This is a genomic window from Sinomonas susongensis, from assembly GCF_005877005.1.
In the GTDB taxonomy this organism is placed as follows: Bacteria; Actinomycetota; Actinomycetes; order Actinomycetales; family Micrococcaceae; genus Sinomonas; species Sinomonas susongensis.
In genome coordinates this window covers 1-12,470 of record NZ_SSNH01000010.1, presented here as the reverse complement: position 1 = coordinate 12,470, position 12,470 = coordinate 1, and the positions used below count along the sequence as shown (strand labels likewise).

Genomic DNA, 12,470 nt, shown 5'->3' with positions numbered 1-12,470 from the left:
GTACGATCAGCCCTTCGTCTTGGGATCCGTCGCCGTGTACGCGAAGCGCTGGCGCTGCGGGGCCCCCGTCTGGGACGCGCTTCCTGCGGCCGCTGCGGCGGCAACACCTGCCCCGAGCCCCACCCCGAGCGCAGTCCCGACTGCCGTCCGGTGGGCAAGGACAGCCGCGTTGCCTGACTCGTCCAGCCGTTCGGCATCACGTGCGTAGTTGCCCAAGTCGTGAGCCTGGGCGATGACGTCTTGGGGAAAGCCGAGTATTGCCGCGGAACCGGCCCGGCTCGGTGACCGGACGTTCACAATGGATCCGCTCAGATCCGCCAATCTCCCGCCCGCGGTCGGCACGATGTCGTCTGCGTTCGTCAGGCTCAGGACAGGAATGCCCTCAGGAGCTGCGAAAGCAGACGCGGGGCTTCCAACGGTGGTGACGGCAGCGACCCGGTAGCGCTCGAGGAACTCACGGTCCTCAAGCAGACCCAGCACGTGGATTCCGCCTTGGCTGTAGCTGTTGAAGAGCACAACGTCGTCGGCACCGAGGTCCTGGTCTCGGAGGGCCTCCTCGATGAGACTGCGCACCTGGCTGTCGCGGTACGCCATGCCGTCGAGGATCCCTTCAGTGTCAAAGACGTTCCCGTCTTCCGCGTCCATCGCCCAAGTCTGCGTCCCCGGCACGGTCACGGTGACGGCCACAGACCCGTCAGGCCGCGGAACCCTCTCCACCATGACCGACGACGGCCGTACGAAGCTGCCGTCCTCGAGCGGCTCCTGCCCCTGCGCCTGCCGCAGACTCGAGAGCGCATACGAGAAGCGGCTCGGGTCGCCGGTCCCCGGGGCTAGAGGCGATCGTGAGACCAAGACAGGATCGTCGGGAGAACCAGCCAGCCGGTCCCGCTGGAGAGTCCGGAGAAGGGTTGCGAGGGTGCTTCCTGGCGCTACCCGCGTGCCCGCAGCACTTACGCTGCTGAGGCCCAAGGGACCGAGGAGGCCGCCGATCGCGTCCGTCCGGAGCAGGAAGTTCTGAAGACCGTCCATGGCCCGAGTACGCGCCGTCTCCTCTCCCCTGTAGGCTTCCGCGGCTCTCGCAACTGCGGAAGCGCAGGCCGCAGATTCGTCGCGTGCTCGTCTTGCGCGTACCTCGACCCGCCTCGCCTCGTCGTCGAACTGGGGAGCCGCAAGCGAGGAACGGCACGATGCGCCAAGCACAGTCTGCCGAACCGAGTAAAGGGCTCCCCCGGCCCGTTCGAGCACGGCTGACGCCTCTCTGAGCGCGACAGTCGAGGCCTCGAGGGACTCGAGCGCCACGACGAACCGCGGGCCTCCCGCCACGACGAAGCCATCGCTTCCGGTCCCGACAGCCCTCGCCCTCACCGGCAGGGCTCCTGCCCCGCCAGGGTGGCAGGAACCGCAGCACCGGACTGGTACGGGAGCATCTGTGGCTGCCTCACCCCCGCAAGGATCGGCCCCGAACACCCGACCGGGAGGAGAGGACCCTGATGGGACGTGATCGGAAGAAGCGGCCCGGCCGCCGGCAGCCCATCCGGCGTTGTCGCCACGGAGGACTGGGCGGCTAGGCATTCCTGCAGCTCGTCCTGCACAGAGGCGAGGACACAGGCCAATGCAGCGATCCCTGCAGTGACGGCGGCGAGCTCAGCCGCGATGAATGCGGTCCTGGCCCTGAAAGAGTCCGCAGCGGGCCCGCCCCACTCGAGGTCTCCCGCGCAACGGTGCGCCGCCTCGGCCTCTCCCACCTCGGCTTCTGCTCGGGCAAGGCTCTCCCGACCTGCCCTGAGAAGCGCCTCATCGTGCCGGCACTGCATCTGGCTCCCCCTCCTCGGTCCGCGCGCCCCCGGCACGACCCTCACCCGACGTTAGGCGGGCAGGACAGCGCTCCGCTGCCCACCGTCGTCGTATGTGGAAAACCGGGGCCAAGCGGCTGAGCCGATCTGGAAGAATGGAGGCCATGGCTGAGACCCCCGCACGTATTCCTTCCGGCAGGCTGTCCCTCGCGAACGCGTCCGAGCAGATCGCGCTCGGCCCCCTCGACGGTCGGTACCGCCCGGCGGTGGCTCCGCTCGTCGACTACCTCTCGGAGGCTGCCCTCAACCGCGACCGCGTCGCCGTGGAGGTCGAGTGGTTCATTCACCTCACCCGCAACTCAGTGCTGCCCGGCACCCAGCCGCTCTCGGCGGAGCAGGAAGAAGGGCTCCGGAAGATCGTGACGGAGTTCGATGCCGACTCGGTCAGGGAACTCGCCGAGATCGAAGCCGTCACGGTCCACGACGTCAAGGCCGTCGAGTACTACATCGGTCGCCGGCTCGACGCACTCGGGCTCGCCGACCTCACCGCCCTCGTCCACTTCGGCTGCACGTCGGAGGACATCAACAACCTCTCCTACGCCCTCGGCATCAAGGGCGCTGTGGAGGACGTGTGGCTCCCGGCCGCGCGGAACCTGGTCGAGCAGATCAGCACCATGGCACGCGAGAACCGGGATGTGCCGATGCTCTCGCGTACTCACGGCCAGCCCGCCACTCCGACGACGCTCGGCAAGGAGCTCGCCGTCATGGCGCACCGGCTCGGCCGTCAGCTCGACCGCATCGCACGGACCGAGTTCCTGGGGAAGCTCAACGGCGCCACCGGCGACTTCGCGGCCCACGTCGCCTCGGTGCCGCTTGCGGACTGGCAGCAGGTGTCGAAGTCGTTCGTGGAGGGACTCGGACTTACCTGGAATCCCCTGACCACGCAGATCGAGAGCCACGACTGGCAAGCCGAGCTCTACGCGGACATGGCACGCTTCAACCGGATCCTCCACAACGTGTGCACGGATGTCTGGAGCTACATCTCGATCGGCTATTTCGCGCAGATTCCCGTCGCTGGTGCCACTGGCTCGTCGACCATGCCGCACAAGGTCAACCCCATCCGGTTCGAGAATGCGGAGGCGAACCTCGAGATCTCGTCGGCCCTCCTCGACACCCTGGGTTCGACGCTCGTGACCAGCCGCTGGCAGCGCGACCTCACTGACTCCTCGAGCCAGCGGAACATCGGCGTCGCGTTCGGCCACTCGCTGCTCGCCATCAGCAACGTGGCGAGGGGCCTGGGCGGCCTCGACGTCGCCGAGAACGTCCTCGCCTCCGATCTCGACCAGAACTGGGAGGTCCTCGCCGAGGCGATCCAGATGGTGATGCGGGCCGAGGCCATCGCGGGCGTCCCCGGCATGGACAACCCCTACGAGCGGCTCAAGGACCTCACGCGTGGCCATCGTGTCGACGGCGCACGCATGAAGGAGTTCGTCTCGAGCCTCGGCCTCTCCTCCGACGCTGAGGCCCGGCTTCTTGCGCTGACGCCGGCCTCCTACAACGGGATCGCCAGCGAGCTCGTGGACCACCTCGGCTGACCTGGCCTGCAGTTCCTGCCCTTGAGTGATCTGCTCCACTCGGCCCGCGCGGATTGGTGCCGACCGTCTCGGGCGTGTAAAGTAGATCAAGCGCCGCGGGGTGGAGCAGTTCGGTAGCTCGCTGGGCTCATAACCCAGAGGTCGTAGGTTCAAATCCTGCCCCCGCAACCACATGAGGCCCCGGATCCGATGGATCCGGGGCCTCTGCCATGCCGGTTACTCTCGCAGGCCGGCCTTCCAGCCCAGTTGTTCCTCCCGACAGCGCCGGGCGCCGGCGTGTCTCCGCGACTCACGGCAACGACGCCGAACAAGTGGGCGGGAGCGCCGCCCGGCCCGGTCAGAACAGCCTGGTCAGAACAGCCGGGTCAGAACAGCCCGGTCAGAACGGCCTGATCTGAACAGCCGGGTCAGAAGAGCCGGGCCAGAACAGCCCGGTCAGAACGGCCTGGTCAGAACAGCCGGGTCTGAACAGCCCGACCTAACCCGCCCCGACCTAACCCGCCGCGGCCCGTCCGGCGACGCGGCCGGAGAAGAGGCATCCACCGAGGAACGTTCCCTCGAGGGCGTTGTAGCCCATCATCCCGCCGCCCCCGAATCCGGCGGCCTCGCCGGCCGCGAAGAGCCCTGGCACCCGCTGGCCCGAAACCGACATGCACTGGCCCGAGAGGTCCGTCTCGAGGCCGCCGAGCGTCTTGCGCGTGAGGATATTCAGGCGAACCGCGATGAGGGGGCCGGCGGCGGGATCGAGGATCCGGTGCGGCGCCGCGACACGGATGAGCCGGTCACCGCGGTACCTCCGGTGCCCGCGCAGGAACATGACCTGCGCGTCCTTCCCGAATGGATTGTCGATCTCGCGGTCGCGCGCCTCGAGGACGTCCCGGAGCGCGCCCTCGGAAATCAGCCCTGGCTCCCCGATGCGGTTCATGCCCTCCACAAGTTCGCCGAGCGACGACGCGACGACGAAATCCGCCCCGTGCTTCATGAACGCGGCAATGGGCCCCGGCGCACCGCCGCGGACACGCCCGAGGAGCAGCCGCAGGTCCTTCCCGGTGAGGTCAGGATTCTGCTCGGATCCGGAGAGGGCGAATTCCTTCTCGATGATCTTCTGGGTCAGCACGAACCACGAGTAGTCGTATCCCGTACCCCTCAGGTGCCGAAGTGTTCCGAGCGTGTCGAAGCCCGGGAAGAGCGGCGGGGGGAGCCGTCGTCCCGTCGCGTCGAGCCATACCGAGGACGGACCCGGGAGGATCCGGATCCCGTGGTTCTCCCATACCGGGTCCCAGTTCCGCAGCCCCTCGACGTAGTGCCACATGCGGTCCCCGTTGATGAGACGCCCCCCGGCCTCCTCGGCCACCCCGAGCATGCGGCCATCGACATAGGCGGGAACTCCCGCGATCATGGACGACGGCGGCGTGCCCAGCCGCGCTGGCCACATCCGGCGGACGAGGTCGTGGTTCCCGCCGATCCCTCCCGAGGCGACGACGACGGCGGAGGCCCGGAGTTCGACGTCGCCCTCGACCGCCCGCGAGCTTGCCGTGCCGCGCGGCGCCGACGAGGGCTCGAGCACCTCGCAGCGGACCCCCACGACCGCTCCCGCCTCGGTCAGCAGTCCGACCACCCGATGCCGGAATAGGAGCCGGACGCGGCCAGCGAAGGAATGCGCCCGGACACGCCGCACGAAGGGTTCGAGGACGCCTGGGCCGGTGCCCCACGTGAGATGGAATCGCGGGACGGAGTTCCCGTGCCCGTCGGCACGGCCGTCGCCGCGCTCGGCCCAGCCGACCACGGGGAAGAAGCGGACTCCGAGCCCGTGCAGCCACGCGCGCTTCTCCCCCGCGGCGAAGTCGAGATACGCCTCGGCCCAGCGTCGGGGCCAATAGTCCTCTGACCGGTCGAACTGGGCGCTCCCGAACCAGTCCTGCGCCGCGAGCGCGCGCGAGTCCCGGACGCCCATGCGGCGCTGCTCGGGAGAATCGACGAGGAAGAGGCCGCCGAGCGACCAGAAGGCCTGGCCGCCCAGCGACTGTTCCGGTTCCTGTTCGACGACGATTACGCGCCGCCCGGCGTCGGCGGCCTCGACGGCGGCAACCAGCCCTGCGAGCCCAGCGCCGACCACGATCACATCAGCATCCACCGGCTCAGCCTTCCGGCTCGGCGCGCGTCGCGTCAATGGAAGCGGGATACTCGAGCTATGGAACCCTGCTGCGGCCCCACGGAGCCGGGACCGTATGACGCGATCTTCGACTCACGCTTCTCCGGCGCGCTGGCGCGGCGATACGGGCGCAAGGGCCTGCGCCATCCCGAGCTGAGGATCGTCGAGTTCCTCGCCGCGACTGGCATCGAGGGCGCATCGGTGCTCGAGATCGGCGGCGGAGTGGGCGAGATCCAGCTGGAGCTGCTCAAGCGCGGGGCCGCGCGAGCCGTGAACCTCGAACTCTCGGCCGGCTATGAGAAGGACGCGACGCGGCTCGCGGAGGCCGCGGGACTGGAGAGCCGCATCGACCGCCGCCTCGGAGTCGACCTCGCCGCCGCGCCGGACGACGTCGAGCCAGCCGACGTCGTCGTCCTCCACCGCGTGGTGTGCTGCTACCCGGACTACGCGGCCCTGCTCGGGGCCGCCGCGGACCATGCTCGGCGCGCCCTCGTCTTCAGCTATCCGCCCGCGAACCCGCTCTCGCGCGTGTTCATCCGGGGAATGAACGCGATGCTCAACGCCTCGGGGCGTTCATTCCGGGGATACATCCACCCGCCGAAGGCGATGGTCGAGGTCCTGCGCAGCCGCGGACTCGAGCCGGCCTATCGCTGGCACGGCCCCGTGTGGCACCTCGTGGGGGCCACACGGGGCTGATCCGGCTCACACGCGGGCGGCGAGGATCTCCTCGGCTGCGCGGCGGCCCATCCGGAGCGCGCCGTCGACGTGCTGATACCCCTCCGAGGCGATGTCGGAGCACGCGAAGTGGATCGGCCCGACGGGAGTCCGCTGGTCCGCCCCGTAGCGGGAGAGGCCGCCGAGGTCGAAGCTCGCGGCGTACGCGCCGCGGGTCCACTCCTCGGAGCCCCAGTCCGACTCGTAGTAGACCTCCGCGTCGAGGGCCTTGGGGCCGAGGTAGTTCGCGATCGAGCCGAGGATCGCAGCCTTGCGCTCTTCGGCGCTGAGCTTGAACATGGCGTCGGCGTGCTCGTCCGAGACGAAGCCGACGAGGGTGCCGCGCTCGTCGCCGTAGTTCGTGTTGTCGTAGACCTCCTGCACGATCTGGCCCACGCCGAAGCCCGTACCCGAAAGGCCTTCCTCGCGCCAGAAGGGGCGTCTGTAGACCGCGTGGACCTTGATCACGAGGCCCATCGAGAGGTGCTGGTGCAGCTGGTGCTGGCGGCGCGGGAGCGGCGGCTCGTACGAGATGCGGCTGTAGAGCGGGGGCGGGACGGCCAGGATCGCGCGGCGCGCAGTCACAGTCGCGCCGTCGGCCTCGGCGCGGACGCCGTCCCCGCCCCAGGCGAGGGCGCGCACGGGCGCGTTGAGGACGACGGCGTCGCCCAGTTCCGCAGCCATCGTCTGGCTCACGGACTGCATGCCGCCGACGACCCGGCGGTCGAGGATGAAGTCCTCGTCGAGGAGGTTGCTGAAGGAGCCCGCCGACGCGGCCATGAGGACCGCCTGCAGTGCCGAGAAGGCGTGCGCCGGCTTGGTCAGCATGGCTCCGGCGATGAACATCCCGATGAGCTCGCACGCGTCCTCGTCGGCGGAGTGGGCGCGGAGCCAGTGGTGGAAGGAGATGGTGTCGAGCTCCCGTGCCTTCGGGTGGGCCCAGGGTTCTTCGGGGCCGAGCTCGGCGGCGAGCCCGTCGAGGATGGCGGTGAGCCGCTCGACCTCGGCGAGCGTCACCGGCGAGACGGGGAAGTCGGAACCTTCGTAGACGGTGCGTGTGCCGTCGTCGGCGACGAACACGCTGCGTCCCTCCCGATACCGCTGGTAGGTCTCCTTGCCCAGCTCCTCGACGAGGCCCAGCAGCTCGGTCTGATCGGGGCTGATCCATTGGCCGCCGATCTCGAGCCACGCGCCGTCGACCGTGTTGCTCCACGTCCGCCCTCCGACGCGGTCGCGCGCCTCGAGGACGACGACGCGCTCGCCCGCCTTGGTCAGCGTGCGCGCGGCCATGAGGCCAGCCGGTCCCGCTCCGACGACGACGACGTCGGCCTGGAGCTCTCGCTTCTCACCCGCCATGGTGTTTCCTTCCGTGATGGGCGTCAGTACCCAGATGTGGTTCACGTCTCTAAATGAATATAGTTCATTTACTCTCCTTTGCAACCCCGGTGCCGAGGCGCCGGTCCCCTAGACTCCCGAGCATGGAGTCCGCCCCGCCTGCCACGCCCGAGACCCCGGGCGCTTCAGCCCCGCGCCGACGCGGAAGGCCGTCGCAGCCCGTGCTCTCGCGTCAGAAGATCACGACGGCGGCCCTCGCCATCATCGGAAGGACCGGCTACGAGGGGCTCACCATGGCTGCCCTCGCCCGCGAACTCAAGACCGCGCCGTCGGCCCTGTACAACCACGTCGCCTCGAAGGACGAGGTGCTCAACTGGGTTCAGGACGACGTCAACGACACCATCGACACGTCGGCCTTCGGCCGCGACCCATGGGACGTCGCCCTCATGAGGTGGGCCTATTCCTACCGCGAGGCCTTCGCGCAGCACTCCCCGCTCATCCCGGTGATCGCCGTCCTGCCCATCACCGGCGCGCCGCACACACTCGAGATGTACGAGCGGGTGGCAGAGGGACTGCGGGCCGGGGGCTGGCCCGAGGACCTCGTCATCGACACCATCGTCGCCGTCGAGTCGTTCATCCTCGGCTCGGCGATGGACGTCTCGGCCCCGGAATGGATCTTCGACGTCGGGGAGCGGCGGGACCTTGCGCCCACCTTCGCGGAGGCAGTCGGAGCGCGCCGCGGACGGGGACGAACTGCCGCGGACGATGCGTTCGCGCTCGGACTCAATGCCCTTGTCGCCGGGCTCCGGGGAACCCTGGCGGCGACACTCGCGACGCGCCGCTGACTTCTCCGCGGCCCTTGGCGCATCCGGGGATGTCGGGAAGGCGCCGCAGCAAGCCCTCCGGGTCACCCCCTTGACCGTGGGCTGGGTCACTGTTCTAATAAACGAACGTCATTCATTTAATGACTCCTCCAGACCCTCACCACAAGAAGGACCCCATGCAAGAGATCCTTGCCCTGCAGCCCCCGGTGTCGTGGGCCCGCACGAGCGAAGAGGCCGACAGTCGCAGCCAGCGCAGGGAACCGCTGCGCGTCGCGCTCGTCCAGCACCGCTGGCACGAAGACCCCGCCACCACGGAGGGCGAGCTCGAGGAGGGCATCCGCCGCGCCGCGGCACGGGGCGCGAAGGTCGTCTTCCTGCCCGAGCTCACGCTTTCGCGCTACCCCGCCGACACCCTCCCCGACTACACGCCGAGCAGCATTGCGGAAGACCTCGAGACCGGCCGCACCCTCGCGTTCGCCCGCCGCGCCGCTCAGGAGCACGGGATCGCCGTCCACGCGAGCCTCTACCGCAAGGGCGACGAGGGCGACGAACGCGGCTTCAACACCGCAATCCTGGTCGGCCCGGACGGCTCGCTGCTGGCCGCGACGGACAAGCTCCACATCCCAGTGACCGAGGGTTACTACGAGGACAAGTTCTTCCGCCAGGGCCCACAGCCCGGTCAGCCGCAGGCCGCCAACGAGGGCTACCCCATCCACACGCCTGCAGAGCTCGGCGGCGCACGCCTGGGGCTCCCGACGTGCTGGGACGAGTGGTTCCCCGAACTCGCGCGCGTCTACTCCCTCAACGGTGCCGAGATCCTCGCCTACCCGACGGCTATCGGGTCCGAGCCTGGCCACCCCGACTTCGACACCGAGCCGCTCTGGCGCCAGGTGATTGTGGGCAACGGCATCGCGAACGGGCTGTTCATGGTCGTTCCGAACCGCTGGGGCAGCGAAGGCCTCGTCACGTTCTACGGGTCGTCCTTCATCTCCGACCCGTACGGCCGCATCCTCGCCCGTGCTCCGCGCGAAGGCTCCGCCGTCGTCGTCGCCGATCTCGACCTCGACCAGCGCCGCGACTGGCTCACCCTCTTCCCATTCCTCACCACCCGCCGGCCCGAGACCTACGGCGCCCTGACGGCACCACTCGACCCGTCCGCGCCGTTCGGCGCCGCGCCCGAACTCGAAGACGCCCGGCCATGACCTGGCGAATGCCCGCCGAGACCGAGCCACAGGAGCGGCTCTGGATGGCCTGGCCCTCAGGTGGATACACGCTCGGCGAGACAGATGCCGACGCCCACGAGGCCCGCGCGACGTGGGCCGCCGTCGCCCACGCCGCGCTCCGCTACGAGCCGGTGACCATGGTCGTCCGTCCCGAGGACCGCGCGATCGCCGCGGGATACCTCGACGCTCGGATCAGCCTCGTCGAGGCGCCCCTCGACGACGCGTGGATGCGCGACATCGGGCCGAGCTTCGTGACGGACGACGCCGGCCGGCTGGGCGCCGTCGACTGGGTCTTCAACGGCTGGGGGCAGCAGAGCTGGGCCTCGTGGGAGCACGACTCGGCCGTTGGCCCGGCGGTCGCCCGCGCCGCCGGAGCGGAGGTCCTGGCCAGCCCCCTCGTCAATGAGGGCGGCGGGTTCCAGACCGACGGGCGGGGCACCGTGCTCCTCACCGAGTCCGTCCAGCTCGACCCCTTCCGCAACCCGAACCTCACGAGGGCCGACGTCGAAGCGGAGTTCGAGCGCACGATCGGCGCCCGCCACGCCGTCTGGCTCCCCCGCGGGCTGACCCGCGACTCGAAGGAGTTCGGCACGCGCGGGCACGTCGACCTCGTGGCGGCGATCCCGTCGCCGGGGACGCTGCTCGTGCATGTCCAGGCGAACCCCGAGCACCCGGACCACGAAGTGAGCCAAGAGCTGCTCGAGGTCCTCCACTCCTCGCGGACCGCGGACGGCAAGCCCTGGCGGATCACCGAGATACCCGCCCCCCAGCAGCTGCACGACGGCGAGGACTGGGTGGACTGGAGCTACATCAACCACGTCGCAGTCAACGGTGGCGTCGTGGCCTGCTCGTTCGCCGACCCCCACGACGAGAAGGCGCTGCGCCTCCTCGCCGATGCCTACCCCGGGCGGCAGGTCTGCGCCGTCGACGCCCGCCCCCTCTTCGCCCGCGGCGGGGGGATCCACTGCATCACCCAGCAGCAGCCTCGTGACGGCGGCCACACCCCGGCCTGACCGTTCGAGCCCACCACCCGCGGAAGTTCAAGCACTGGCAGAAGTTCAAACACTCGCACCCGAGGAGTGATACTCCCTGGGCCCGAGGCCGGACCCCGGCCGTCCTCGGGCCACCGCCCATCCGCAGGCATTGTCGCCTCGGATCGCACGAAAGAGAATGGCCTCTGATGTCTCAGAACTCCCCCTCGTTGAATTCGACGACCCTGAAGAACTCAACTGCGCTCAAGCGGTCTCTCGGCCTATGGGCTATCGTCGGCCTCGGTCTCGGGTACATGACCCCGACCACGGTCTTCGACACGTTCGGCATCGTCTCCGGCGAGACCAACGGCGTCGTCCCCCTCGCGTACCTCGTCGCCCTGGTCGCCATGATTTTCACGGCCGTGAGCTATGGCCGCATGACCCGCATCTACCCGTCCGCCGGTTCCGCCTACACCTACACGTCCGAGACGATCCACCCGAACGTCGGGTTCCTCGTCGGGTGGGCGTCCCTCCTCGACTACCTTCTCCTCCCCCTCGTCAACGCCCTGCTCATCCGGATCTACATGGAGTCGTTCTTCCCCGGCATCCCGGCCTGGATCTGGGTTGTGGCCTACGTCCTCCTCATCACGGTGATGAACCTCTGGAGCATGAACTCGACGTCGAAGGTGAATGGCATCCTCGTCGTCTTCGAGGTGGTCCTCATCGGCGTCTTCGTCGTGCTGGCGTGGAACGCTCTCTCCCACGGCGCCGGGGACGCGTCCGTCTTCTCGACGACCCCTCTCTTCCACGACGGCGTGGACATGTCGGCGGTCATCAGCGGCGCAACGGTCGTCTGCTTCTCCTTCATCGGCTTCGACGCCATCACCATGTACACGGAGGAGGCCAAAGACACGAGCACCGTGCCGAAGGCGATCGTCCTGGCCCTCCTGATCGGCGGCGCGATCTTCTTCGTCGCCGCCTGGTTCGGACAGTCGGTCTTCCCCACGCTCGACGGCTTCCAGAACACCGACGACACTCTGCCCGAGATGGCGCTCAAGATCGGCGGCGAGTTCTTCAAGATCCTCTTCACCTCCGCCGCGTTCGCCGCGACGGTCGCCTCGAGCCTCTCCTCGCACGCTTCGGTTTCCCGGATGATCTACGTCATGGGCCGGAACGGCAGGGGTCCCGTTTCACGCTTCTTCTCGTTCGTCCACCCGAAGTACCGGACGCCCACCTCGGCCGTCCTCTTCGTCGGCGCGGTCTCGCTCCTCGCGATCCCGTTCACGCTCGAGTTCATCTCATCGATGATCAATTTCGGCGCCCTCATCGCGTTCACGTTCGTCAACCTCACGGTGGTCATCCTGTTCGTGTTCCGACGGAAGCAGTTCCGCTCGCCCCGGGACGTCCTCCGGAACCTCGTGCTGCCTGTTGTCGGCATGGCGCTCACCGGGGTCCTGTGGGCCAACCTCCAGGCCGATGCGCTCACGTACGGTGCGATCTGGCTCAGCATCGGGATCGTGTGCCTCCTCGTCATGACGCGGGGCTTCCGCCAGAAGATCAACGTCAGCATGCGGGAGGAGGACGCGGTCGAGCTCGACGGCGAGTCCGTCACGGCCTGATCTCCGGACCCGCCCCCCCGCGCCGGACGACGGCGGCGCTCACCTTCCGCGCGAAGGGGAGCGCCGCCGTCGTCGCCTACCCGTCGGGTTCCCCAACATCTGATCGGTCCTCCCTTGAGTTCAGGACTTCGAAGCAACGCTTGCGATGATTTCGGGGGCATGAGCTGAGGAGTCGCATGGCGCGTAGGGAGCTGACTGCTGAGGATCGGCTGATGATCCAGGCGGGGATTGGAAAGCGGATGTC

9 protein-coding genes and 1 tRNA gene are annotated in these 12,470 nt (G+C 68.8%); 7 read left to right on the top strand and 3 right to left on the bottom strand.

What is annotated here, in order from left to right; translation table 11 throughout:
* Positions 1 to 6 precede the first annotated feature (6 nt).
* A complete protein-coding gene (locus E6A21_RS13690) occupies positions 7 to 1,365 on the bottom strand; it encodes a hypothetical protein (RefSeq protein WP_138444725.1) in 1,359 nt (452 codons plus the stop codon).
* Positions 1,366 to 1,957: 592 nt separating this feature from the next.
* On the opposite strand from E6A21_RS13690, the gene purB reads away from it, so the two are divergent.
* The gene (gene purB / locus E6A21_RS13685) at positions 1,958 to 3,388 is read left to right on the top strand and encodes an adenylosuccinate lyase (RefSeq protein ID WP_138444724.1); all 1,431 of its coding nucleotides are present in this window, start codon (positions 1,958 to 1,960) and stop codon (positions 3,386 to 3,388) included.
* A gap of 94 nt (positions 3,389 to 3,482) precedes the next feature.
* Positions 3,483 to 3,559 (top strand) — tRNA-Met (locus E6A21_RS13680).
* A gap of 322 nt (positions 3,560 to 3,881) precedes the next feature.
* On the opposite strand, the gene E6A21_RS13675 is transcribed toward E6A21_RS13680, so the two are convergent.
* Entirely contained in the window at positions 3,882 to 5,522 is a 1,641-nt protein-coding gene (locus tag E6A21_RS13675; RefSeq protein ID WP_138444723.1) for an FAD-binding dehydrogenase, read from the bottom strand.
* 57 nt (positions 5,523 to 5,579) lie between these two features.
* Between E6A21_RS13675 and E6A21_RS13670 the strand changes: the two genes are divergently transcribed.
* A complete protein-coding gene (locus E6A21_RS13670; protein WP_138444722.1) occupies positions 5,580 to 6,236 on the top strand; it encodes a class I SAM-dependent methyltransferase in 657 nt (218 codons plus the stop codon).
* Between the two features lie 6 nt (positions 6,237 to 6,242).
* Here E6A21_RS13670 and E6A21_RS13665 read toward each other — a convergent pair whose 3' ends face one another.
* Entirely contained in the window at positions 6,243 to 7,610 is a 1,368-nt protein-coding gene (locus tag E6A21_RS13665) for a flavin monoamine oxidase family protein (RefSeq protein ID WP_138444721.1), read from the bottom strand.
* Between the two features lie 122 nt (positions 7,611 to 7,732).
* On the opposite strand from E6A21_RS13665, the gene E6A21_RS13660 reads away from it, so the two are divergent.
* The 4 genes from E6A21_RS13660 to E6A21_RS13645 all read left to right on the top strand — a co-directional run bounded on the left by E6A21_RS13660 (position 7,733) and on the right by E6A21_RS13645 (position 12,226).
* Complete coding sequence (locus tag E6A21_RS13660) at positions 7,733 to 8,434, top strand: TetR/AcrR family transcriptional regulator (protein ID WP_138444720.1); 702 nt, start codon at positions 7,733 to 7,735, stop codon at positions 8,432 to 8,434.
* 155 nt (positions 8,435 to 8,589) lie between these two features.
* On the top strand, positions 8,590 to 9,615 hold the full coding sequence (locus E6A21_RS13655) for a nitrilase-related carbon-nitrogen hydrolase (RefSeq protein WP_138444719.1): 1,026 nt from the start codon (positions 8,590 to 8,592) through the stop codon (positions 9,613 to 9,615).
* Entirely contained in the window at positions 9,612 to 10,649 is a 1,038-nt protein-coding gene (locus E6A21_RS13650) for an agmatine deiminase family protein (protein WP_138444718.1), read from the top strand. Before E6A21_RS13655 ends, E6A21_RS13650 begins: the two co-directional genes overlap by 4 nt.
* Positions 10,650 to 10,816: 167 nt before the next feature.
* On the top strand, positions 10,817 to 12,226 hold the full coding sequence (locus E6A21_RS13645) for an APC family permease (RefSeq protein WP_171041406.1): 1,410 nt from the start codon (positions 10,817 to 10,819) through the stop codon (positions 12,224 to 12,226).
* Positions 12,227 to 12,470 lie beyond the last annotated feature (244 nt).